The organism is Citrobacter sp. CFNIH10 (assembly GCF_002934585.1).
Lineage (GTDB): Bacteria > Pseudomonadota > Gammaproteobacteria > Enterobacterales > Enterobacteriaceae > Citrobacter_A > Citrobacter_A amalonaticus.
This window is the reverse complement of record NZ_CP026216.1, coordinates 3105970-3129835: the sequence shown is the minus strand read 5'-3', so window position 1 is coordinate 3129835 and position 23866 is coordinate 3105970. Positions and strand designations below refer to the sequence as shown.

General features: G+C 52.0%; 27 protein-coding genes. 4 read left to right on the top strand and 23 right to left on the bottom strand.

The window, feature by feature from the left end:
* Nucleotides 1–165: 165 nt before the first annotated feature.
* Nucleotides 166–897: an arginine ABC transporter substrate-binding protein ArtJ gene (gene artJ / locus C2U53_RS18665; protein WP_044264219.1), complete on the top strand. Its 732-nt coding sequence runs from the start codon at nucleotides 166–168 to the stop codon at nucleotides 895–897.
* 94 nt (nucleotides 898–991) lie between these two features.
* Here artJ and rlmC read toward each other — a convergent pair whose 3' ends face one another.
* From rlmC to C2U53_RS18615, 10 genes are all read right to left on the bottom strand, one after another.
* The gene (gene rlmC / locus C2U53_RS18660; RefSeq protein ID WP_104446267.1) at nucleotides 992–2137 is read right to left on the bottom strand and encodes a 23S rRNA (uracil(747)-C(5))-methyltransferase RlmC; all 1146 of its coding nucleotides are present in this window, start codon (nucleotides 2135–2137) and stop codon (nucleotides 992–994) included.
* Between the two features lie 40 nt (nucleotides 2138–2177).
* Entirely contained in the window at nucleotides 2178–2666 is a 489-nt protein-coding gene (locus tag C2U53_RS18655) for a YbjO family protein (protein WP_043001232.1), read from the bottom strand.
* 59 nt (nucleotides 2667–2725) lie between these two features.
* Nucleotides 2726–3571 carry a putrescine ABC transporter permease PotI gene (gene potI, locus C2U53_RS18650; RefSeq protein WP_104446266.1) on the bottom strand — a complete coding sequence of 282 codons (846 nt, stop codon included), beginning with the start codon at nucleotides 3569–3571 and terminating at the stop codon, nucleotides 2726–2728.
* Entirely contained in the window at nucleotides 3568–4521 is a 954-nt protein-coding gene (gene potH / locus C2U53_RS18645) for a putrescine ABC transporter permease PotH (RefSeq protein WP_043001233.1), read from the bottom strand. The genes potI and potH overlap by 4 nt, the downstream gene beginning before the upstream one ends.
* Before the next feature lie 9 nt (nucleotides 4522–4530).
* Nucleotides 4531–5664, bottom strand: a complete 1134-nt coding sequence (gene potG, locus C2U53_RS18640; protein WP_044264253.1) for a putrescine ABC transporter ATP-binding subunit PotG — start codon at nucleotides 5662–5664, stop codon at nucleotides 4531–4533.
* A gap of 97 nt (nucleotides 5665–5761) precedes the next feature.
* Complete coding sequence (gene potF, locus C2U53_RS18635; protein WP_104446265.1) at nucleotides 5762–6874, bottom strand: spermidine/putrescine ABC transporter substrate-binding protein PotF; 1113 nt, start codon at nucleotides 6872–6874, stop codon at nucleotides 5762–5764.
* Nucleotides 6875–7238: 364 nt separating this feature from the next.
* Nucleotides 7239–7715 (bottom strand): YbjN domain-containing protein, encoded by a 477-nt coding sequence (locus C2U53_RS18630; RefSeq protein WP_043001235.1) that lies wholly within the window; start codon nucleotides 7713–7715, stop codon nucleotides 7239–7241.
* Nucleotides 7716–7805: 90 nt separating this feature from the next.
* The gene (gene rimK / locus C2U53_RS18625) at nucleotides 7806–8708 is read right to left on the bottom strand and encodes a 30S ribosomal protein S6--L-glutamate ligase (RefSeq protein ID WP_044256380.1); all 903 of its coding nucleotides are present in this window, start codon (nucleotides 8706–8708) and stop codon (nucleotides 7806–7808) included.
* 60 nt (nucleotides 8709–8768) lie between these two features.
* Nucleotides 8769–9491: an oxygen-insensitive NADPH nitroreductase gene (nfsA, locus tag C2U53_RS18620; protein WP_104446264.1), complete on the bottom strand. Its 723-nt coding sequence runs from the start codon at nucleotides 9489–9491 to the stop codon at nucleotides 8769–8771.
* Nucleotides 9475–9762 (bottom strand): DUF1418 family protein, encoded by a 288-nt coding sequence (locus tag C2U53_RS18615; protein ID WP_043001238.1) that lies wholly within the window; start codon nucleotides 9760–9762, stop codon nucleotides 9475–9477. Before C2U53_RS18615 ends, nfsA begins: the two co-directional genes overlap by 17 nt.
* 172 nt (nucleotides 9763–9934) lie before the next feature.
* Here C2U53_RS18615 and C2U53_RS18610 point away from each other — a divergent pair, with 172 nt between their 5' ends.
* The gene (locus tag C2U53_RS18610; protein ID WP_000495514.1) at nucleotides 9935–10198 is read left to right on the top strand and encodes a GrxA family glutaredoxin; all 264 of its coding nucleotides are present in this window, start codon (nucleotides 9935–9937) and stop codon (nucleotides 10196–10198) included.
* A 39-nt stretch (nucleotides 10199–10237) separates the two neighbouring features.
* Here C2U53_RS18610 and C2U53_RS18605 read toward each other — a convergent pair whose 3' ends face one another.
* Nucleotides 10238–10615, bottom strand: a complete 378-nt coding sequence (locus C2U53_RS18605) for an inner membrane protein YbjM (RefSeq protein WP_043001239.1) — start codon at nucleotides 10613–10615, stop codon at nucleotides 10238–10240.
* Nucleotides 10616–10883: 268 nt separating this feature from the next.
* Here C2U53_RS18605 and C2U53_RS18595 point away from each other — a divergent pair, with 268 nt between their 5' ends.
* Complete coding sequence (locus C2U53_RS18595) at nucleotides 10884–12569, top strand: aspartate:alanine antiporter (protein ID WP_043001240.1); 1686 nt, start codon at nucleotides 10884–10886, stop codon at nucleotides 12567–12569.
* A gap of 246 nt (nucleotides 12570–12815) precedes the next feature.
* On the opposite strand, the gene C2U53_RS18590 is transcribed toward C2U53_RS18595, so the two are convergent.
* Nucleotides 12816–13592, bottom strand: a complete 777-nt coding sequence (locus C2U53_RS18590; RefSeq protein WP_104446263.1) for an FRG domain-containing protein — start codon at nucleotides 13590–13592, stop codon at nucleotides 12816–12818.
* A 142-nt stretch (nucleotides 13593–13734) separates the two neighbouring features.
* On the opposite strand from C2U53_RS18590, the gene C2U53_RS18585 reads away from it, so the two are divergent.
* Complete coding sequence (locus tag C2U53_RS18585; RefSeq protein WP_104446262.1) at nucleotides 13735–14232, top strand: hypothetical protein; 498 nt, start codon at nucleotides 13735–13737, stop codon at nucleotides 14230–14232.
* A gap of 142 nt (nucleotides 14233–14374) precedes the next feature.
* Here the strand turns inward: C2U53_RS18585 and C2U53_RS30360 are convergent, their stop codons facing one another.
* From C2U53_RS30360 to C2U53_RS30765, 11 genes are read right to left on the bottom strand one after another with little or no spacing between them, the layout of a single operon-like run.
* Nucleotides 14375–14728, bottom strand: coding sequence for a hypothetical protein (locus C2U53_RS30360; RefSeq protein ID WP_246876125.1), 354 nt, complete (start codon nucleotides 14726–14728; stop codon nucleotides 14375–14377).
* A gap of 28 nt (nucleotides 14729–14756) precedes the next feature.
* Nucleotides 14757–16436: a hypothetical protein gene (locus tag C2U53_RS18575; RefSeq protein WP_104446261.1), complete on the bottom strand. Its 1680-nt coding sequence runs from the start codon at nucleotides 16434–16436 to the stop codon at nucleotides 14757–14759.
* Nucleotides 16437–16438: 2 nt separating this feature from the next.
* Complete coding sequence (locus tag C2U53_RS18570) at nucleotides 16439–16984, bottom strand: hypothetical protein (RefSeq protein ID WP_104446260.1); 546 nt, start codon at nucleotides 16982–16984, stop codon at nucleotides 16439–16441.
* The gene (locus C2U53_RS18565) at nucleotides 16956–17681 is read right to left on the bottom strand and encodes a hypothetical protein (protein ID WP_104446259.1); all 726 of its coding nucleotides are present in this window, start codon (nucleotides 17679–17681) and stop codon (nucleotides 16956–16958) included. The genes C2U53_RS18570 and C2U53_RS18565 overlap by 29 nt, the downstream gene beginning before the upstream one ends.
* Nucleotides 17671–18111, bottom strand: coding sequence for a tail fiber assembly protein (locus C2U53_RS18560; protein WP_104446901.1), 441 nt, complete (start codon nucleotides 18109–18111; stop codon nucleotides 17671–17673). Before C2U53_RS18560 ends, C2U53_RS18565 begins: the two co-directional genes overlap by 11 nt.
* Nucleotides 18112–18113: 2 nt before the next feature.
* Nucleotides 18114–19715 (bottom strand): phage tail protein, encoded by a 1602-nt coding sequence (locus C2U53_RS30355; protein WP_104446258.1) that lies wholly within the window; start codon nucleotides 19713–19715, stop codon nucleotides 18114–18116.
* A gap of 9 nt (nucleotides 19716–19724) precedes the next feature.
* On the bottom strand, nucleotides 19725–20312 hold the full coding sequence (locus tag C2U53_RS18550; RefSeq protein ID WP_104446257.1) for a hypothetical protein: 588 nt from the start codon (nucleotides 20310–20312) through the stop codon (nucleotides 19725–19727).
* The gene (locus C2U53_RS18545; protein ID WP_104446256.1) at nucleotides 20305–21489 is read right to left on the bottom strand and encodes a baseplate J/gp47 family protein; all 1185 of its coding nucleotides are present in this window, start codon (nucleotides 21487–21489) and stop codon (nucleotides 20305–20307) included. The genes C2U53_RS18550 and C2U53_RS18545 overlap by 8 nt, the downstream gene beginning before the upstream one ends.
* Nucleotides 21486–21815 carry a DUF2590 family protein gene (locus C2U53_RS18540; protein WP_104446255.1) on the bottom strand — a complete coding sequence of 110 codons (330 nt, stop codon included), beginning with the start codon at nucleotides 21813–21815 and terminating at the stop codon, nucleotides 21486–21488. The genes C2U53_RS18545 and C2U53_RS18540 overlap by 4 nt, the downstream gene beginning before the upstream one ends.
* Nucleotides 21815–23695, bottom strand: coding sequence for a phage tail tape measure protein (locus C2U53_RS18535; RefSeq protein WP_104446254.1), 1881 nt, complete (start codon nucleotides 23693–23695; stop codon nucleotides 21815–21817). The genes C2U53_RS18540 and C2U53_RS18535 overlap by 1 nt, the downstream gene beginning before the upstream one ends.
* Nucleotides 23692–23835, bottom strand: a complete 144-nt coding sequence (locus tag C2U53_RS30765) for a hypothetical protein (RefSeq protein WP_371415067.1) — start codon at nucleotides 23833–23835, stop codon at nucleotides 23692–23694. The genes C2U53_RS18535 and C2U53_RS30765 overlap by 4 nt, the downstream gene beginning before the upstream one ends.
* Nucleotides 23836–23866 lie beyond the last annotated feature (31 nt).

Sequence of the window (23866 nt, the reverse complement as noted above, 5' to 3'; positions counted from 1 at the left end):
TTTATTGCATAAATCACAACCAACAAGACGGACAAGTTTATAACCTGTCCGTCTTTTTTTATTTATCACAAAATATTTAATCATTTTTATTGCATACAAATTCATTTACTGGCATTGTAAATCCATGCCGCAGAAACGGCGCCTCATCATAACGGGAGTCCAACCATGAAAAAGTTAGTTCTGGCCGCATTACTTGCCTCTTTCGCCGTCGGTGCCTCTGCCGCTGAAAAAATCAGTTTTGGCGTCTCTGCGACCTATCCACCGTTCGAATCTATGGATGCCAATAACCAAATCGTCGGCTTCGACCTCGATCTGGCAAAAGCCTTATGCAAACAAATGCAGGCAGAATGTACTTTCACCAACCATGCATTTGACAGCCTGATCCCGGCGCTCAAGTTCAAAAAATATGACGCCGTGATTTCCGGTATGGATATCACTCCAGAGCGGAGCAAACAGGTGGCGTTTACGACCCCCTACTATGCCAACTCGGCGCTGGTGATTTCGAAGAAAGATACCTATAAAACCTTTGCCGACCTGAAAGGTAAACGTATCGGGATGGAAAACGGCACCACTCACCAGAAATACTTGCAGGACAAGCACCCGGAAGTGAAAACCGTGGCCTATGACAGCTATCAGAATGCGTTTATCGACCTGAAAAATGGCCGTATTGATGGCGTATTCGGTGATACCGCCGTGGTGAACGAGTGGCTGAAAACTAACCCGCAGTTGGGTGTGGCAACCGAGAAAGTCACCGATCCACAGTACTTCGGTACCGGCCTCGGCATCGCGGTTCGCCCGGATAATAAAGTGCTGCTCGATAAACTGAACGCTGCGCTGGCGGCGATCAAGGCCGATGGTACGTACCAAAAAATCAACGACCAGTGGTTCCCGCAGTAAGACAGAGAGTTGGCTGTAGAATGCCTGATGACGCGACGCTTATCAGGCCTACAAAATACACTTCACTCGCAAGCCGGATAAGGCGCCATCGCCGCTATCCGGCAAACCGTGACTCGTCCTTCAGCAACAATGTCAGCACTTCATAATGCGCGGTATGTGGGAACATATCGAAAAGCTGTACCCGTTCAATGCGATAGCCTGGCAATGCGGCAATGTCTTTCGCCATCGTCTGCGCATTACAGCTGGAATAGATGATAAATTGCGGTGCCATTCGGCTGAGGTAATCACACAAGGATTTACCAATTCCGCGGCGCGGCGGGTTCACCAGCACCAGATCCGGCACAGCCCCCTGCCCGGTGGCAAACTGCGTCGAATCCAGCGCCTGAAAATGAAGATTGGTTAAGCCCAGTTCCGCCGCTGACTGCTTCGCACAGACAATGGCTTCCGGCGCAATTTCAATTCCCGTCAACTGCATCTGCGGCGTCGCGCAGTGCAGACCAAACCCACCGACACCACAGAACAGATCCCACATGTGGTTCACCGGCAACTGCCGCACCCAGTCACGCGCTGTGGCATATAATTGGCTTGCCACCGCCGGGTTGGTCTGGAAGAAACTGTGCGGGCGGATCCACAGCGGCACGTCGTTAAACCGCTCCGCCAGCGCCTGCTGTTCAGTCATGAAGATTTCTGTCTCCCCTTCCATAATCGCCATATGTACCGGCTGAAGATTGACGCTGATGACCTTCAGTTGCGGCAGTTGCGCCTGCAACCACGGCAGCGCAGCACGCAACTGCGCCAGTTTACTGTCGGAACGCAGAACAAAGCGCAGCATCATACCGCCATCAAACTGACTTTCCGTCAGCAAAAGGTACTTAAGCTCTCCACGTTTGCGCGCCACGTTGTAGGGAGTTAGTCCGGCCCGCGCAATAAACGGTTTCAGCACAACAAACACCGGCGCAAACGAGGCCGGATAGAGCGGGCAATCGCACAGATCTTCTGGCGTACCATCGCGATGCAACATGCCCAGCAACGGTTTTTCCACGCTGCCGCTGACCACCATCTTCGCCTTATTGCGAAACGCCTGCTCCGGGCCGCTGACCGGCACGCACCATTCTCCGACGGGAAAACCGGTAAGCAAATTTCGCAGATCGGCGGTTTTGGCGGTGAGTTGCTCGCCCACGGGCTGCGTGATCCACTGACAGGAACGACAACGATCGGCGTCATAGAGTGCGCACTGCATACGGAAACCTTTATCTAAACAGGGGCGAGGATTATACACATTATTGTAAGCGGAAGAAGCGACGACTGGCCGCGGGCACAAACAGTAATAACAGCACCAGCATATCGGGCAGTTTTTGCATTACCAGCGTACGCAGAATCTCCCGCTTTGACTCACCCGCAATGCTGAACAGCTCTGGATAGCCGTAGCCCAGCGAGGCCGCCCACAAATAGCTGGCGGCAATCACCTGCGTGAGGAGATAGATCCAGCGCGCCCAGTTACGCCCTTTCACCAGTGAAAACGCACACCAGATTTCAATAAATACCAGCATCAGGCTGCCGAGAAAAACCAGCGTTAAATTCCATGTCTGCACGCTGCGATGAATAAACTCGCCCAGTCCGCGAATGCCAAGGGTGTTGAAAATCATCAGCAGATCGAGCCCACGGATCATAATAATGGCGAGCGCCGCCACCTGCACCAGCGTGGGCACATTCAGGCGGGCATGTGATGAGGATGTTTTATTAAAAAATCCCAACGAATCGTCTTCCATGAAAACAATGCCGCGACGAGCGCGGCATTATGTAGCCAGGTTGGCAGATTTTAGTGTCTTCAGTCACGTCTTGCACGTTGGATATCGCGGATCCGCTGTTTTTCCGTGCGAGCCATCAAATACCAGGCGATAAAACCAACAATTCCCACCACCCCGAGTATCAGCGTCGCCAGGGCGTTAATTTCCGGGTTAACGCCCATCCGCACGCTGGAGAAGACCAGCATCGGTAACGTGGTCGCGCCCGGTCCGGAGACAAAGCTGGCAATGACCAGATCGTCCAGCGACAGGGTAAACGCCAGCAGCCAGCCGGAGACCACCGCTGGCATAATCATCGGCAGCGTAATCACAAAGAACACCTTCAGCGGCGTCGCCCCCAGATCCATCGCCGCTTCCTCAATGGAGCGATCCAGTTCACGCAGGCGCGAGGAGATCACCACCGCCACATACGCCGTACAGAACGTGACGTGTGCCAGCCAGATAGTCAGCATGCCACGATCTGACGGCCAGCCAATAGCGTGCCCCAGTGCGACAAACAGCAGCAACAAAGAGAGCCCGGTGATCACATCCGGCATCACCAGCGGCGCGGTGATCATAAAGGCAAAGCCGTTCGACCCGCGAAAGCGACCAAAACGCACCATCACCACCGCAGCAATCGTGCCGAGTATCGCCGCCATGGTCGCCGCGCAGGCGGCGATGGTCAGACTCAACCCCACTGCGCTCATCATTGCGCTATCGCGGAACAGTTCGCCATACCAGCGCGTTGACCATCCAGCCCACACCGTGACCAGTTTGGAACTGTTAAACGAGTAGATGACCAGCATCAGCATCGGTGCATACAGGAAAGTAAACCCGAGCACCAGAATCACAATCCGCCAGGGCGAACGAATTAACGGTAAGTTGTTCATCCGTGGGCCCCTCCGCTTTTTTGCTGATGTTTGTGAAACCACATAATCGGGACGATCAGCAGCAGCAACATGACAATCGCGACCGCAGACGCCACCGGCCAGTCGCGGTTGTTAAAGAACTCTTGCCACAGCACGCGACCAATCATGATGCTGTCTGGCCCGCCGAGCAGTTCCGGGATCACAAACTCGCCCACCGCCGGAATGAACACCAGCATAGAACCGGCAATAATGCCGCCTTTGGTCAGCGGGACGATCACACTAAAGAACGTTTTCAACGGACGCGCACCCAGATCCAGCGACGCTTCCACCAGCGAGTAATCAATCCGCGTCAGTGCGGTATAAATCGGCAGCACCATGAACGGCAAATAGGCGTACACAATACCGATATACACCGCCAGATTGGTGTGCAGAATGGTCAGCGGCTGGTCAATTACGCCCAGCCACAGCAGAAAGTTATTCAACACGCCATTATTTTTCAGTATCCCCATCCAGGCATATACGCGGATCAAAAACGAGGTCCACGACGGCAGGATCACCAACAGCAGCAGAATATTACGCGTTGACGGCTTGCTGTGCGCCACCGCCCACGCCAATGGATACCCCAGCAGCAGACAGCAGAGCGTCGAGATCCCCGCCACCTGTAGTGACTGCAGATAAGCATCAAAGTAGAGCGGATCGTCCGTCAACTGCAGGAAGTTACCGAGATTAAGGGTGATCGACAGTTGCCCGTCGGCCCACTCCATCAGCTCCGTATACGGCGGGATCGCTCGCGCCATCTCCGCCAGACTGATTTTAAAGACGATCAGAAAAGGCAGCAGAAACAGCAGGATCAGCCAGACGTAAGGCAGCGCTATCACCAGTTTGCGCCCGTGTTTCATCTGCACGCGCGCCAGCCAGAACGTAAAGCCGCCTGGTTTTTCTACGCGTGCCGGAGGTTCAAGTGTACTCATCTTCGCTCCTTAAACCGTCAACACCACACAACTGTCCGCATCCCAGCACAGACGCACCTCATCGCCCCAGGTCGGCAGACCTTTGCGATAACGGTGAGCGTTTTGCAACTGGGCGCTGATCATCTGTCCGCTTTTCAGGCGAACGTGATAGATGGAGAGATCGCCAAGATAGGCAATGTGCACCACTTCACCGACGGCGAAGTTAAAACCGTCGGCAGGCGGCTCTTCGCAGAGCATGATTTTTTCCGGACGCAGCGCCACGTGCACCGGCACGTTATCCACCACCGACGCATCCGGATCGACCTTCAACGGATGCACCAGCCCAGGAGAATAGAGCACCAGACCGTCTTCCTGGCGCTCTTTAATTACGCCCTCAAAGACATTGACCGAGCCGATAAACTCTGCGCTGTAGCGCGTGGTCGGGTGCTCGTAAATTTCTTCCGGCTCACCGATTTGCACAAACTTGCCACGGTTCATAATGGCGATGCGCCCGGCCATGGTCATCGCCTCTTCCTGATCGTGCGTCACCATCACGCAGGTTACGCCGACGCGCTCAAGGATATCGACCACTTCGAGCTGCATACGGTCACGCAGCTTTTTATCCAGTGCGCCCATCGGTTCGTCGAGCAGCAGAAGTTTAGGCCGTTTTGCCAGGCTTCTCGCCAGCGCCACACGCTGACGCTGACCGCCGGAAAGCTGATGCGGTTTGCGTTTAGCGAACTCCTGCATATGCACCAGACCTAACATCTCGTCGACCCGGCTGGCAATTTCTGCTTTCGGCAGTTTGTCCTGCTTCAGGCCAAAGGCGATATTCTGTTCCACCGTCATATGGGGAAACAGCGCATAGGACTGAAACATCATATTGATGGGCCGTAAATAAGGCGGCACCTGGGACAGGTCGACGCCATCCAGCATGATTTGTCCGGTAGTAGGTTGTTCAAACCCCGCTAGCATGCGCAACAGCGTGGATTTTCCACAGCCTGATGCGCCCAGCAGGGCAAAGATTTCGCCTTTATAAATGGTCAGACTTACGTCATCGACAGCGTGCTGACCATCGAAGGATTTGGTCAGGTTGCGGATTTCGAGGAGCGGCGTCAGCGCTTTACGGGTTTTCGCCTGCGGGCGTGGGGTGGCATCATTCACGGGGTGCTCTCCGGCAGAAACAAATCATGGTGCAGGCGCACCAGAACGGTGCGCCAGTTGCCGGGAGCGCTTCGCTTGCCCGGCCTACGGTAAAAGGTTATTTACCGCTTTTCACCTTGGTCCAGGCACGCGTACGGACGCGGTCAATCTTCGGATCCTGAACTTTCAGGGTGAACATCTTCGCGCGCACGTCTGCTGGCGGATAAATACCTGGATTATCACGCACTTCTGCACTCACCAACGCCGTCGCCTCTTTGTTGGCATTCGCGTAGAACACATGGTCAGAGATATGCGCAATCACATCCGGGCGCAACAGGTAGTTGAGGAACTGATAGGCCTCGTCTTTATTTTTGGCATCTGCTGGCATCGCGAAGACATCAAAGAAGGCCATCGCCCCTTCCTTCGGAATCGAGAAGGAGATATTGACGCCATTCTTCGCCTCTTTCGCCCGGTTGGCGGCCTGCCAGACATCTCCTGCCCAGCCAATCGCCACACAGGTATCGCCGTTAGCCAGGTCGTTGATGTACTGCGAAGAGTGGAAGTAACGGATATTCGGCCGCAGCTTGAGCAGCAGATCGGTAGCCGGTCCGGTATAGTCGTCTGCTTTGGTGCTGTTCGGATCTTTACCCAGATAGTTCAGCACGGTGGCAAACACCTCTTCCGGCGCATCGAGGAAAGAGACGCCACAGCTCTTGAGTTTTTCAAGATTTTCCGGCTTCAGCACCAGATCCCAGCTATTAACCGGGGCATCAGCGCCGAGCACCGCTTTCACTTTATCGACGTTGTAACCAATACCGGTGGTCGCCCACATATACGGCATCGCGAATTTATTGTCCGGGTCGTGTTTGGCGACCAGTTTCAACAATTCCGGATCGAGGTTTTTCCAGCCCGGCAGTTTGCTCTTATCCAGCGGCTGGAAAACGCCTGCCGTCAACTGACGTTCAAGAAAGCTCGCGGAAGGCACTACCAGATCAAAACCGGTGCTGCCTGCCATCAGTTTGCCTTCCAGCACTTCGTTGGAGTCAAAAACGTCATAGACCACTTTGATGCCGGTCTCTTTTTCAAAATTAGCAACCGTATCCGGCGCAATATAATCAGACCAGTTATAGATATGGAGTGTTTTTTGTTCTGCAGCGAGCGTGCCGGCAGAGACGGCCATCAGAGCACCCGCAACCAGACCCGATAGCCATTTTTTATTTAAGGCGGTCATAATCTCTTTCCTTATCAAAGTTCGTTAACAAACGAACCAAAAAAGTTGCACTCAATGCTATGCAAGAAACGTGCATAGTTTGTCACTCGGCAAAAACCAGGAAGAGTGGACGCTCCCCCGACCGTTATTGCTCGCTGTAATTAAGCTTCGCAAGAATAACTTTAGCCAGGGTTTCAGGCTATAGCCCAGATTAAAAAACGCCTTTTATCAATTTTTTATGCAATTTATGTCTATGTGATAAAGCGAAATAGCGGGAAAGGAGGTGAATAATTCTTTAAAGAAAGGTTAAATGCAGAATAAAAGAACGTAAACCGCAGCCGCTCTGGCAGCGACTGCGCTATACGCGCCATACTTCACGTTAAAATCAGTGAAGAAAATGGTTCTCAACGCTGCTTTTTTGCGCGTCTTCTTCGGCGGTAAACAGCATCTGGTGCGCGCCCGCTTCAAGAATGACCATGGATATCTGCTCTTCGCTCTGGCGCACGAACCACTCGAACTGCGCGTAAGTTACCCCTTGCATAACGGATAAAGACTGGCAAACCACCAGCTTTGGCAGATTATCATCCTGCATATCCAGGAACGCTTTCACAGTGAGGGAACTGGCATTGATGGCAGACAGATCCGCGGCCAGCGGCAGTAACGCAGAAGGCCTCACTTCAGCCATCGCGGAAAACAGCAGCGTATTATCGACGAGATCTAATTTCGCATCGTAGATGCCGTCAAAATTTTGCATGTGTGGTAAATGCAGTGCCTGACAGGTATCACATTCAAAAAAACTCATGCCCAGGTCGTCGAGCCATTGCCGCAACGTATCCAGAGTGGGAACGACCAATTCTGTCATAATAATGTGCTACCTCTTACGATAAAAAAATACCGGCACAGCTTACGCAAAAAGTGTTCGTCATGCCACGATCATCGGCGATATTAAAGACTAGCCACCCGTTTTGAGACAAAATTCAGCCGTCGCGTGGCGTTCGATCCACTGAATCATCCGCCCGGCGATATCGATACCGGTGGTTTTTTCGATCCCTTCCAGACCCGGAGAGGCATTCACTTCCATCACCAGCGGGCCGCGCTCGGCGCGTAAAATATCAACACCAGCGACATCAAGCCCCATCGTCTGCGCGGCTTTTATCGCAATTTTGCGCTCACGGGGAGTAATGTTGGCAATGCAGGCGACGCCGCCGCGATGGAGATTAGAACGAAAATCGCCGTCCTTCGCCCGTCGTTCGATGGCAGCAACCACCTCATCCCCCACCACCAGACAGCGAATATCGCGGCCTTTGGCCTCTTTAATATATTCCTGAACCAGAATGTGGGCGTTAAGCCCCCGGAACGCATCCACGACGCTCTCGGCAGCCTGACGGGTTTCTGCCAGTACCACGCCAATTCCTTGCGTTCCCTCCACCAGTTTCACCACCAACGGCGCGCCACCAACCATATCGATCAGATCGCTGGTGTCATCCGGCGAGTGCGCAATGCCGGTAATCGGGAGATCGATACCCTGACGCGCCAGCAACTGCAACGAACGCAGCTTATCGCGGGCGCGGGTAATCGCTACAGATTCATTCAACGGATAGCTGCCCAGCATCTCAAACTGGCGTAGCACCGCCGTACCATAAAAGGTAATCGCCGAACCAATACGCGGAATGACGGCATCAAAATGAGGCAACTTGCGTCCTTTATAATGAATTGAGGACGCCGCCGGATTGATGTTCATATAACAGGAAAGCGGGTCGAGTATTTCAACCAGATGACCACGCGTCATCGCCGCTTCACGCAGGCGCTTACACGAGTAGAGCGTTCCATCCCGGGACAATATGGCAATTTTCACCCTGCACCTCTCTGCATCACTCGATCACTATCCCGCGTATCATACACAGCGGCGGAATTTTTAGCGCGTGGCCCAACCCTGTTTATGCAAATATTCCAGGATAAAGGGACGATTTTCCTTAATCAGCGTGCGGCGAATATGATCGCTCCAGGTGTCACGGCGGGTATTGCTGCCACGGCTGAGATAATACTGCGCGAGCTGTTCGTCATAATCAGCCAGCACGTCCTTGTCGAGCGGCTGATAACGATTTTCGTGCATCACTATCGCTGCGGGCAGGCGCGGCTTCAGCTCCGGGTTATCAGCAGGCCAGCCCAGGCACAGCCCAAACAGCGGCAGTACGTGTTTTGGCAGCGCCAGCAACTCGGTGACAGATTCGATATTATTGCGCAATCCGCCGATATAGACACCACCCAGTCCCAGCGATTCCGCCGCCGTCAGCGCGTTTTGCGCCATCATCGCCGTATCAACGACGCCCAGCAACAACTGCTCTGCAAGGCCTAATTGTGCTTCAGGGCAAATCTGCAGATGACGGTTGAAGTCGGCGCAGAAGACCCAAAACTCAGCGGCCTGCGCGACGTGCTGTTGACCGCCGGTTAAGGGTACCAGTGCGTCACGTAGTACCGGATCCGTAATACGAATAATGGATGTACACTGCAAAAAGCTGGAGCTGGAAGTCGCCTGAGCGGCGGCCAGAATCGCCTCTCGCTGTTCAGGCGTAATCGGTTGATCGGTATAATGGCGAATCGAGCGGTGATGACGCAGAAGGTTAATGGTTGGAGTCATTCTCTTTTTCTCTGTCAGAACGGGATGAATCGGATGAGGGCTTCATCAGCTGGGGCGCCAGCCGCTGCGCGACTTGCCAGACGAATGCCAGTGCGGCGGGGATCATCAACAGCACGCCCAAAAAAAGCATGATAATGACCGCTAACGAGCTGTTAAACGGCGCGGGAAGCGTCAGGTAGTGGTTCAGCAACAGCAAAGCCAGCGCCAGGAGCACCATACCCACCATTTCCAGAATCAATACACTTTTCGGTAACGCGCCGGTCATACGCACAGGAAGCCCCCTTTTGTGAGACATAGTGTAAGGCGTTCAGCGTGAATGTGTTTAACAGATATAGACTAAATGTATCGAAGTAAAAGGTGCAACCTACTGTTCAAGACTGACGATTAGCGTCATCATAGCAGCCATTCGCCGTCAGGCTTTGAGTTCGAGGAGAGAGACTACAATGTTTACTGTTATTTTTGGTCGCCCGGGTTGCCCTTACTGTGTACGCGCAAAAGAACTGGCAGAGAAACTGAGCAACGAGCGCGATGATTTCAACTATCGCTACATCGACATCCACGCGGAAGGCATCACCAAAGCGGACCTGGAAAAAACCGTCGGCAAACCGGTTGAAACCGTGCCGCAGATTTTTGTTGATCAGAAACACATCGGCGGTTGCACCGATTTTGAAGCCTGGGCGAAAGAGAATTTGAACCTGTTCGCCTGAGTACTGTGAGTGATGTCATAACGCCCTCTTCGGAGGGCGTTATTGGTTTTTACGCTGTCGCGGTCTGAACAAACTGCTAATGAACAGGAAGCATAAGGCTCCCAAAGCGCACCAGAATACGGCGCTGAATAACCACGCCATCTCCTGCCACAGCGAGCGAGTGGGCGTAAAGAAAAGACGCGTGAGCAGCAAACAACAAGGTGCCGCAAGCATCGCGCCAAGGAGCGGTTTGATCACCTCCCGGCGATGAGAGCAAAAACTGGCGACCGCGCCTGGCAGCGTAAAAAACAGTAGCCCAATTTCAGGATGCCCGGCCGCCCGAAATGCCCCTTTCATGTTCATCGTCAGAAAAAGACAGACAACCACAAAGAGCACAAAGCAGCAGACCGCTCCTACCCAACCATGCTTATATTTCAATCTTTTCTCCTGACACTGTCTCTATCGAACACACTTTTCGCCAAAGGCGTCCAGTCAGATAAAGCCGTTCAGCATTCCGTGCCAAAATACGCCAACACGATTCTTATAGCCGTTGATACGTAATGAGATTAAACTAGCCAGATTATATTGTTGTGCCGCTTATATTCGGGCTGTGAATATGTCACAATCGCCCTTATTTGATGGCAAAACAGTAGCCTAAATTACCATTTCTTTCAACAGCTTACTCGTAAACAAGAAGTTAGTCTCCGTGAATATAAACGTCGCCGATTTGTTAAATGGGAATTACATCCTGTTATTATTCGTTGTACTGGCTCTCGGCCTGTGTCTCGGTAAATTGCGTCTGGGTTCCATCCAACTGGGTAATTCCATTGGCGTTTTAGTCGTCTCTCTCTTATTAGGGCAACAGCATTTCAGTATTAACACTGACGCACTGAATCTGGGCTTTATGCTGTTTATTTTTTGTGTCGGCGTTGAAGCGGGTCCTAACTTTTTTTCCATTTTTTTTCGGGACGGGAAGAATTACCTGATGCTGGCTCTGGTGATGGTCGGCAGCGCGCTGCTGATCGCCCTCGGTTTGGGTAAGCTATTTGGCTGGGACATCGGCCTGACGGCCGGTATGCTGGCTGGCTCAATGACGTCTACCCCGGTTCTGGTCGGTGCTGGCGATACGCTGCGCCATTTTGGAATGGAGAGCGCACAGCTTTCCCGGGCGCTGGATAACCTGAGCCTGGGCTACGCACTGACCTACCTGATCGGTCTGGTCAGCCTGATCGTCGGCGCACGCTATCTGCCAAAATTACAGCATCAGGATCTGCAAACCAGCGCCCAGCAAATCGCCCGTGAACGCGGTCTGGACACCGACACGAACCGGAAGGTGTACCTGCCGGTCATTCGTGCTTATCGCGTCGGCCCGGAACTGGTCGCCTGGACGGACGGAAAGAACCTGCGGGAGCTCGGCATTTACCGCGCAACTGGCTGCTACATTGAACGCATCCGTCGTAACGGTATTCTGGCAAACCCGGACGGCGACGCCGTGCTGCAGATGGGTGATGAAATCGCGCTGGTCGGCTATCCGGATGCTCACGCCCGCCTCGACCCCAGCTTTCGTAACGGCAAAGAGGTGTTCGACCGCGACCTGCTCGACATGCGGATCGTCACGGAAGAGATCGTGGTGAAAAACCACAATGCCGTGGGACGCCGTCTTGCGCAACTGAAGCTCACCGATCACGGCTGCTTCCTGAACCGCGTGATTCGCTCGCAGATTGAAATGCCAATTGATGACAACGTGGTGCTCAACAAAGGCGACGTATTGCAGGTCAGCGGCGACGCGCGCCGGGTGAAAACAATCGCGGATCGTATTGGCTTTATCTCGATTCACAGCCAGGTCACCGATCTGCTGGCCTTCTGTGCGTTCTTCATTATTGGTCTGATGATCGGCATGATCACCTTCCAGTTCAGCAACTTCAGTTTCGGCATCGGTAACGCCGCTGGATTGCTGTTCGCCGGGATCATGCTGGGCTTCCTGCGTGCTAACCATCCCACATTTGGCTACATCCCGCAGGGGGCACTGAATATGGTGAAAGAGTTCGGCCTGATGGTCTTTATGGCGGGCGTTGGCTTAAGCGCAGGCAGTGGCATCGGTCAGGGGTTAGGGGCAATTGGCGGTCAAATGCTGATTGCTGGTCTGATCGTCAGCCTGGTGCCGGTGATCATTTGCTTCCTGTTCGGCGCCTATGTCTTGCGCATGAACCGGGCGCTTCTTTTTGGCGCCATGATGGGGGCGCGTACCTGCGCACCGGCAATGGAAATTATCAGCGATACCGCGCGTAGCAATATCCCGGCACTCGGTTACGCAGGCACCTACGCGATAGCCAACGTGCTGCTGACACTGGCGGGGACACTCATCATCATCATCTGGCCAGGCTTAGGATAAAACTGAAGTTGTCCCTTAAGTGAAAATTTTTTGCAGATATGTAGAACTTTTCCTCAAGGTGTCAGTCATAACTAGTGCCACTGCTTTTCTTTGATGTCCCCAATTTGTGGAGCCCATCAACCCCGCCGTTTTGGTTCAAGGTTGATGGGTTTTTTGTTGCCTGAAAAAATAATCATTAAGAATCAATTATTTAGCTATAGTCTTTGAAGCCATTGGCGGCAAAGTGGCGGCATAAAGACAGATGGATCACCACCTTTCATTATCCCAACGCTTATGATGTTCTGTATTAGCCTGACAGAACCCATCAAGATCAGGAAACAAAGTTAGTTGCCTCACATCAAAAGTCCCTTCAAGAAGTTCTAAAAATTTTTTCTTCATTTCTGGGGTGATGCCTATTGCAAGGTATGCTTCTGGTCTTTGATCAAAATCCAAACTGCCCATCGGGCTTTCACTTACGATGCTATACATGAACTGGGCACTTTGAGCGGCAATTCTTTTCGTAACTGCAGGCGGTTCCCAAGTTATAGCTCCCGCTTCACTTACACCCTCGATGAAAATTTGATCGTATTCCCGTTCCTCTGCCTCACCTTCCTGACCGCGCACAAAATCAGCTTGGATACCGAAAAGAAGCCCAGTTTTTTTGGGTTCAGAATGGCAAGCAAACCACAATGCAACGAGAACATTTCTTGAAAAATCGATCAATCTAGTTGCTGCGCCATGATGTTGGAGTTTTGCCAAAACCTCAAAGTCAGCTAATCGTCGCCCTTCCTCATAGCCATATCCTTTGTGGCGCGCTTTCCTCAAAATTTCAAGTTCATAGAGTCTCATTCTTCTTTCGGTTACACGGCGGTGAGTAAGATATAATCGTCTGTACGCTGCGCTATGGATTGGCCAATCTATATTTCCTTGCCCCCGCCACATGTAGACATTGGCTCTGTGCCTTGAATGATTCTCTGTTACTTCAATTAGCTCGCCTAAACTTGATGGCACAGAGATTTCACCAAACAGCTTTGTTTTTAGCATTTTTGCATATGCTCCCACGAAGAAAATTTTACAACCCGAAATTTCGCAATGTCGTATGTCTACATCATATTGATATCAAAGCTTTTTACATTTTGCACTCTTATCGATATCATTTTGCCGTTGATTTTATAGGGATATGATTATGGCACTAACTAAATGTAAAGAATGCAAAAAAGAAGTTTCTACCTCTGCAAAGACCTGCCCGCATTGTGGGGTTAAAGATCCCGGCTTTGGCGCAAAACAAAAACTGGGCGGGTGTCTAATCCTGATTGTGATTGTCGCTGCTGTGATGTACTTCATCGGAAGCGGTGATGATAAGCAGGCAGCTGCGGCACCAAAAACATGCTCAAACACAGATACCCAATGCAACTATGACCAGAACCTGGTTGATGCAGTCAGTAAATGCAAACCACTGATCGAGCGTTCCGCAAAATATGAATATGAATGGACTGACGGAATTTTAGACACCATTTTTTCACACGCGCGGATTGATTCGAAAAAGAACCAGCTGACCTACATCGGCGATAAGGTAAAATTCACCAATGGCTTTAACGCCAAAATGAACATGACCTACGCCTGCACCATCGACCTGAAAACCAAAAACGTGGTAGATGTCAGCGTTCATGAAGGCAAACTGTAACGCCACACTTTTCAGTTTCTGAAAAACTGGTGATTGCCACGCAGCCCGCTCCACTCCTGGAATTGCGGGCTTTTCTTTGCCCTGCTTTCCAGCGCTGATTGATCTTCTAAACCTCACGTAAAATTTATTTTTCTTTTACTTTTCAACATCTTGATTTTTTACTTAGATCCTCCGCAGATCCTTCAAACTGAAAAATACTGAAATTCTTTTCAATCTTTTCAGTTTCCAATCTCAGCAAAGCCGCCAGAACTGGCGCGGGCTGGCGATATCTTTTGAAGAAAAATCCAACTGAAATATTTTTACGATCCAAAACCCGCAGGCGGGTGCGGTGTAGCGCCGTTTCCGTCGTGGAAAGATTTATTTTGTCACGTTCAGGCGCAGCCAGCGCAGCGCTGTGCGCCTGATCTATTTCAGGTATCCCGCTGGGTTGTTTTGGCTTGTGGGTGCGGTAGGTTGCTTTCTGTGGGCTAAATGGCGGGCATAAAAAAACCCGCATTACGCGGGCTTTCGTTTAGTGCTTTGGACTACTGGCCAATGACTGGCGAATACTTGCCATTAAGCTGCTCAGCCTTCTGGCTGGCGGCACGTATGGCGCTGGCATTCTCCGGTGCACCTGTATTGCTGTGGGTGTGGCTGGCCGTTTGCTCTGCGAGCTGCTGCAACACGTCCAGCGTGTCCAGCATCAGTTGCGCGATGTTCACGCTATCGGAACCAATCCAGACCACTGGCGCAATAATCTGCTGCTGTGCTGCCGCCACACTTTTGCGGATATTCCCGATCTGCTCCGTAAGGCTCCCGGCAACATTCACAGACTGATCGCCAGCAATCTTCATTTCGGCATTGCCGCCGACATTGGCCAGCCAGTTTCCCTTCACTGCCTGGCTGTAATTGCCGGTACTGATTTGCACAATAGCGCCAGCCATCAGCGTGGCCGCGCCCAGAACCGTAGTCTTGTCCGTCGCCTTGATTGTGGTTTCACGGCTTACCAGCTCGCGGGCTTCCGCATCGGCTTTGATATTCCTGGCCATTGATGTTTCACTGATCGCCTGGTCAGTCTGGCGCACCCAATCCCCCGACTGTGTGACACGCTGCGATACTTCCGCGCGCTGCTGCTGCAGCTGCTCCCCCGGTTTAATATCCGGCAGACTGCTCCCCTCCGGCACGGTCTGGCGGATAAATGGCTTATCTGGCCTGCCCCCGGTAAATCCAATCTCAACTTTTGTCCCTTCTGGCGGAAACTGAAACATCCCAGAATCATTCCCGGCCATCGGCACCGGCAGCGGCACAGCGTTATAAACAGGTGTCTGCTTATCCGGGTTTCCGTCTGCGTCAAGCAGCTGCACATTCACCGCATAGCGCGGGCGGAATGGATCGGCAAAATTACCGCTACTTACCGCTTCCGTAGGTGCCAGCACCCTGGCGAATTTCGGCAGGTGCAGACCTGCAGCCAGCTCCGGGTACTGGCTTTCTACCTGGCGCTGCAGCGGGCTTTTTTGCAGCGCCTCCCCCGTGGTTTTGTTGCGCGGTGTCCAGGTAACATCCATCGTGTCGTTATTCAGCTGGATACGCGTCACGCGCTCGCCGTTCATTTCCACTCCCGGCCTCAGGCTCTGAACAACCGGCAGTGTCATGGTGTTGCCACCGGCCGCCCCCTGGCTGAACTCTGCCGGGATATCCACGGCTTTACCGGCGAATAATGACAGCTCCGCACCGCCAATATATAAACCGCCATCCGGCAGCTGATACCAGATGTAATCCGTGATACCAAAGGCTTTGCCCAGATTGCTCAAAAGCTGGTAGCCGCTGCCGCTGTGGGTGAAATGGGGGATCGGTTTATCTGCATATTCAGCATCTGGCACGCTCACCGTAATGCCGCTGTTTTCTTCCAGCCAGCTGGCCACCTTGCGCAAAGTTGGATGCTGAAACGAGCATGGCCACGACTTTTCAAACACGCCGACCAGCTCACGCACAAACAGACGCTGAAAACCGTTTTCTGCCGGTTGCGAGCGCTCAACATAGCCGGTAAACCAGCGCAGGATCAGGTCGGTGTAACCCACATCGAGGCGCACCAGCTTGCCGGTATAGTCTTGGGTGGTCTGTGCCGTGATAAACCCGCGGCCGCAGCTGTTCAGCTCCAGCACCAGTTTTGCATCGGCAATATGAACTTCATCACTGGATAGATAAAGACGTTTAACGGGTTTCATGCTTACTCCAGCGCATCATTGACCGGCTTAAGCACCTTGCGTTCAAACCACGTCATTTTCTCTTCATCCTCGGCGGCATCCTGTCCGCCCCCTGTTCCCGCTCCGCCAGCAGTCTGTTTTTTGGCAGTAGTTTTGCTGTCTGCCCTTGCCTCTCGCTTTTCCTGGACGCTGATATGTTCAGTCAGCGTAAACGTCACCAGCCAGGCCATTTTCCCATCCTGCTGGGGGGCATCAAGCGACCCCGTGAATGTTGCCTCACGGAAATTAACCGCACGCGCCATTTCATGGGCTACACGGTATTTCTGCCGCTGGCCGCTGCTATCGGTGGCCGTCGCCAGCTCAAAGACACGCTTAAGCACATCAGGAGACTTGAACGGAATTTCTCCCGACACACGCAGCTCTTTGCCTTTTACGCCCTGCTCTGATTTCGTCGTGGCACTGGTCTGGCCGGACTGGTCTTTATCCTGAAATTGCTGCGTAAGCGTGACACGCATATTTTTCAGCGGGATGGCTTCGCCATTAAGCGCCAGCGTTGTGATCGAGGTCATGAATCATTCCTTTTATCCCGTCGAGGTTATCCCCGACCAGCATCATGGCTGCAGTGTGAACGGCGGATGGCAGCGGAATATCTTTCACCAGTGCCAGCAGACTAGTGGCCAGATCCCCGCTGGCCGTAAATACCCACGCCCTGGCTGATTTTGTTTTCAGGTCATCCAGACCGCTGGCAATCTCCTGCATTAACCCGGTGCGCAGCTGCGCAAAATCATCCAGTTGCTTTTGCAGCGCATCCATATCAACTGGCAGCGCCGCATCTTCCTGGGCTTTCTTTACCGCTGCAGCGGCCAGCGCAGCCCGATTTGTTGGAACCGATAGCGGCATGGCCACCGGCAGGCCACCATTTAACCCGGCCGGGATCTGCATTTTTTCGCTGGCCAGCTGCGCGGCGGATTGCGCCAGGCGCTTAACCTGCGTGAAAGCCGGTGCGGGAAATACATCAACCAGCTGGCTTAGGCTGTTCATAAAGCTGTCATGCGACTGGCTGGCCACCATCAAGATCACAACGTCAGAAGCGCCGCCTATACCGGCGGCTTTTTCAGCCAGGTAAGCCACGGCATTGGCCGGGCTGAGATAAGCGCCGTTTTCCGTCTGCTGCCCCAGCCCATAAACCCACGGGTGCGCGGGAACAATTGAACAATTAACCGCAGCCAGTGAATCAGAAAACGCCAGACGAGCTTCACGCCACATAACCCGGCACCTCTGGCCACTGAATTTCCGGGGCTTGTGAAATATCAATTCTCATTAAAAGCACACGGTATTTTTTCCATTCACTCAGTAGCGAGATTTCTTTTTCAGTAGCAATATTTTCGTCTACTGCATCCTGCAGCCATGAAATTTCCGCACCGGCATCGTCAACCAGACTACGTTTTGTTTGCTCGGCCTGTTCCATTAATTGTTCCACTGTCGGCGCTGGAATATCCACCCACACTGGATTACCCGAGCTATCTCCACCACGTTTTTTACCTTCTGGCGGCTTCTCTCCTGCATAAACCTGATATTCATCTTGGGAAACTTCACGCAAATCAGCTGGCCAGTACCCCTTTTTTTCATAATCCGTTTTCATCGACTCGAAAAAGAAAGTATTCTCTTTGGCGCTAAAAAAAATCTTTTTATCCATTTTCAGCATCCTATTCCAACACAAAAGAAAGGTTTTGATACAAGGGCACCTGTTCTTTCCATTAATGTGACCTGCATATTACGATCATCAAGTCGCTTCACGCCTGCAATAGCAGAGGCCGGGGCAGTACTGGCAACGTTTGAAGCCAGAAGGCCAAAGCAGCGCGCTGGCCACCCGATTGGAAAACCGCCTGCCGACCATCCGGTTGAATCGGTATTTCCCCAGAACCATTGCAAAATAATGCCATTAGGAAAACGAACCCAGCCAGCATCCGCCATCAATTGTGTAAAATCAGCGTTTTTCGTGTACCCCTGAAGCTCCCACCCATTCTGGAAAATCATCTGCCGAATGTCGCCATTCAGAGTTAGTGCATTTACACGACGATCAGATATATTACCGGCTGAAGATAATGCGACATCAAGGTAGTTTGCACCGTTGGCCATTATACCGCCGATAATTGACGACATAATCGCTCCACCAAACGAAAAATCGACTCCACAGGCGCTTCCATTCTCTGAACTTTTATTCTTAATATGAATACCAGAAAAACCGCTATCCTTTTCAACCACCAATTCATGACCTATAAGAGAAAGAATACCCTTAATAACAACATCGCCATCAACTTCACCGCCAGATCGGGAAAGTGCATTTTTAGCCAATGTAATAAATTCATCTAATGACAAATTTTTAATAGCTTCTGACACATCAGTGATATCACTTAAATTTGCATTTTTCCGCAAAAAATCATTATTAGCCTGCTGCTCTGACAAATTCCCTTTCGGCCTTAAATCCGTAATATTTCCGTTTTCATCAATTTCCGCCAAAGCAAAAACATAATGCTTCACACCACTCTGCACATAATCAGTCAGGGCTTCCGCAACAACTACATTAGCAGTCACTGCCCAGGTACTCGTCAACGTCCCCGACCAGCTAACATCCATCCAGACTTTTACAGGCTTAGCTGTAACGGTGATATTTTTATTTTCAGCCAAATCTGCACGTAAACCAGCAACATACCCTATGCCGCGCGTAACAAAGTACTGACTACCCGCCTTGTTAACCAGCCAGCCATCATCGAAAAATGATGCAGCCCCATAAATATCAATATTTTCCAGACGCTGGCGTTCATCCATTCCAGACATACGTGCAGTGAAGTCAATCTGCCAGGTTTCAGCCGGTGTATTGATTCCTGTTTCCGCCTGTGCGCCGTTATACTCCATCAGAAAAGAACGGGTAAGAACATTGCCCTGCTGCCCTTCACTGGTTTTTAGCTTCTGCTGTTCCGGCGCATGAACAATCATTGCAAGGGTGCCGGTTGCCTTATTAATCAGCCCAATCCAGTTAAATGAAAAATCACCAACATCAGCCCCCAGAACAACGGAATGCACGACGGCATTTTCATTTACAACGCCTTTTCGGCTTACCAGCTGGCGGTAAACAATCTGCTCTGCAGGAGGCATCTGTTCACTACGGTCAACTGGCAATGATGGGTCAAGTCCAGGTACATTCGCGAAAACAAACTCATCCAACAGAATGCTCTCACCGGTCGCGCCCTGCTGGGCTTTCCACTGTTCAAAAGCCTGAGTAATGGCTGTCTGTGACATATTTTCTCCTTACAAACTTGCGCTAAAAATTGCGCTGCCGGTTTCCGTTCCGGCAAGCCTTGCCGGATAAACTATGTACTCACCCTGATCCCATCCCGCCCGGATAAGCAGGCTCTCAGACGTGATAACCTCAAACTGATAGCGGCGGCAGGTTCGCCCGTACTGCCGAATTATCTGAATCATTAACTGCGTGTTATCGGCAACCTGGCTATCCGACACGCGAACAAGAATCACATCCCAATCAATGCCCGGCTGGCGTTCCATCAGCTCGACATAACCAATCCCCAATCGGTCGAAAATATTAATAAATCCTTCGACAGACCCCGCATCAGCCGCATTAACAAACGCATAGGCAACGCGCTTACGAAACAGGCTTAATGGCTCACCATCAAAACGGGATATATCCCGGTCATAAGCCATCAGATTTAATATCGATTCACCGCAGGTAAGTGGATCAAGCTGTGCCAGCGGCCAGGTAATCCATTGGTAAACCTCCGCCCAGAACCGGCGCATAACGGCCAGCAACTTGCCCGACTCGCCCTTATTCATCCAGGACGGTAGCGCCATTCCAACCAGTTTTTTCAGAAATTCAGTCATTAGCCAGCTCCACTATCAGTGAATTGAGGCGAGGCACATTCAGCCCGCTGGTAATATCTTTAAGAGAAAATTCCACAGAATCCGCCTGCGGAAACTGTCTGTGGATCTCGCGCCCCAGCTGCGAGAAAGAAAACCGCGAATATGGCCACGTTCTTTTCACATCAAAATCCGTGTTTTCCCTGAATGCACTGCGGATCAGGTTTTCTACCCCAGACCTTAACGACTTCGCATCACTTTCTGCCATGTTGCTGACGCTCGGCACATATACCGTAACCGTCAGATCGTGGCGGGTTTCTGGCATGGCAAAACATTGCATATCGTCGCCGTGGCCGTGATGCCCCTGGGTATTGATATAATCATTCACGGCATCAACAAATGGCGAGGAAGCCACCCCGGAATCCAGAAGCAAATAAGCATTGGCCGTACCAGGGCCACGCGGGGCATCATGCTCAAAGAAAATACGATCAATGCTCAGCGCGGTAACGGCAGCAATCATTGCCCGGTAAACCGCGTCAGTGTGGTAATTCCCTACCAGGTTAAACTGATTGCGGCAGCGCTCGCGTAATTCATCGTCGCTTTCCTCATCTGCACCTGGCTTTGTCAGCCAGTCCTCTTCACTGGCCACCTGGCTGATACCATCAACGGCCACCGGCAGAATGCGGTAATACCCCGGCGCTAAGTTATACGCGCCCCCGGTTTCGGTCGCCCGTACAGCGATCAGCGCGCTGGCCGCGCCAGCAGGGATCACCACATCGGCTACCGTGGCCAGCACGTAAACTTTCCCGTTAATTCGCTCAGTCTGCACCAGCGTCCCGGCCTTGACCGTTGTCGCCGTTTTAGCATCGGACTTGATAAAGCGGATCACACCCTCAGCCGCGCTGGCGGGCTTCGCCGTCACGTTCACCGCCCAGGCCAGCAGGCGCAACAGCGCGCCGCCAGCCGTGGCAACAAACATATTTGTCAGCACTACCGCCACAAGAGCATCTTTCAGCCACATTACCGGCGCGGTCACAATTGCAGTGATCAAGCGCCAGAACGGCGACATGCGGGATGTATTCGTGACCATTCCTTCATCGGCCACGATGGCATTAAAGCGGGCTTTCACCTCATCTTCCGTCACCGGCATTCCGCTGGTTTTCAGAACCTCTTCAAAATCTACCTGCGGCTTTTCCGTCATAAATCCACCCGTGAAGAAATGCTGCCAAAATCGTACGTGCTGGCCGTAACCCAAAGCCGCTTCTGGCTTTCTTCGCTAATTGCCGCCGTTCCCGGCACAATGCGTTCATCACTTTCAATCAGTATTTCCAGCTGGGTGAAAATATCGGCGCGCATTGTTGGGCTTCGTTCCGCAACTAATTGCGTAACAAGACCACTTTCCAGAATGGAATGAACAATATCCTGCCCAATGCTTTTTCGGTTGTTGCACAATTCAGGCTCATTACCGGCGTTAAGCACAAAATCACCGTTTTCAATAAGCAGATCGATATAAAGCAAATCACTCATTAATTCAGCTCCTGCCATTCCATTAATTGCCCCGGTGTCATTGCCTCTTGAGTATGGAAATGAACCTCACCAATTTTCCGGCTATTGTCCGTTACCGCTTTTGAATTACTGCTGATTGTTTTATTAATTCCGCCCGGTTCAATGCCTTTTAAATCTCCACCAGTGGAAAGGGTATTAGTTAACGGTGACGCGTTATCGCCTGCCGTTGAAATATTCACACCGGGAATTTTATTTAGTTTTTCAACAATCCAGTTCCACGATTGCAGAAAACCGCCTTTAATGGTCTGCCAGACATTGTCGAATAACGACACAATACCGCTGGCCATTCCGCTTAATGCCTGAACAGGTGAAAAGCCGGTCAGCATCGCAACAAAGTTATTCCAGCCATCAGTGATAAATTTCCAGGCGGTATCCCAATGCTTAACCAGCAGATAAACACCTGCCGCCAGTGCCGCGATGGCACCAATAACCAGCAGAATTGGCCAGCTCATAAAGTTGATCGCAATGCCGGACATTATCGCCGCCATTCGCACAGCTAACAGCACACCGCGCAGCGCGGCTAATGAAGCATTCCAGACAATAACGGCTTTTTGCGCCGTCCAGAGAACAGCGGTATAAATCAGCGTGACTGACGACAACATACGCCAGACACCTGCCAGCCCCAGCATGATGAACTTAGATACTCCCATGACAATGTTTACCGTTGCCCCGACTGCGGCAAAGCTCAGCAATGCCATTGCAGCGAACCCCACCACACGGGCAATGTTGGGAAACATCTGCATCCAGCGGGCGAACGTCTGTCCCATATCCGCCAGGCGGTTCAGCACCGGATAAAGCACCGGGATCAGCGTCAGGCCAATCACGGTTTTAATCGCGGTCAGGATGGCCACAAAGCGATCCCACGGTTTCACCATCTTGCTGGCCATTTCCTGGGTACGTTTCAGCCCATCAGCGCCGCCCAGCTCCGTGATATTCCGCTGCAGCACGGCCACATTGCCATAAAGATGCTTAACCACCGCCGAACTATCGCCAAACGCGGCATCAAGCTCCGCCTGTGCTTTCAGGTTCCCTTCCAGGCTTTTGCCGTATTTGCCCTGCAGCTTGATCAGCATTTCAGGCATGGACAGCATTTTGCCGGTGGAGTCCGTGAACGACAGCCCCAGCTTTTTAGCGCCATCGAGCGCGCCAGTCATAAAGCCCTCGTATGCGCTGCTGGCTTCCGTTCCCAGCGTCCTGTTTAGCTGCCCCAGCACGGCCAGCTGTTCATCCAGCCCGACGCCGTAGTTAGTACCCACGCCGCGCGCACCTTCCATCAAATCTTTGATAGTGGACATTTCCGCGCCAAAGGTTTTGCGCATGTACACCATCTTGCCCGCCAGTTGTTCCGCAAACTGGACTTTGCCCAGGCGTTCCGCATCGGCGGAGAAGTTGCCAAACATCTGCCCCATAAATTCCGACGTATCGGCAGCGGTGGATTTAAGAGCAAAGGCCAGGGTATTGGCGACTTTCGTCACCTTCGGCAGCTCTTGCCCCGTCAGGCCAGCGATGGAGGCATTAATACTTTCGGTAGACTGAACAAAGTCCACTGCGCTAGCGCCGTAGGTTGTACTGAATGCCAGGGCATCGCGCTGCACCGTTTTTAGCGCGCCATCGTCAATCCCTTTTGCCGACGCATCATTAAGCGCATCAAACATTTCGATGGCTGGCGACAGCGCGCCCTTAATGGCCAGACCGACACCGACCAGCCCCAGCACCCCGCCGCCAATTTGCTTAAATGCCGCATTGGATTTATCAGCAAAGCCCGTGACATTACCCTGCACCTGTTTTAATGGGCGTGATAATTTATCAATCAGGCTTAATGTAAAATCTAACTGTTTCATTCAGTACCTTTAAATGCCTTGCCAATTCCGTTGGCGGTGGCTATGGACATATTTTCCCAATAACGATTATCCAGCCAGATGGCGGCAGCAATATCATCAATTGAGTCATTACCCTGCGGTAAATAATGGCGGCGTAAAATTAAATATTGTTCGAGCCCGTTACTCTCAAGA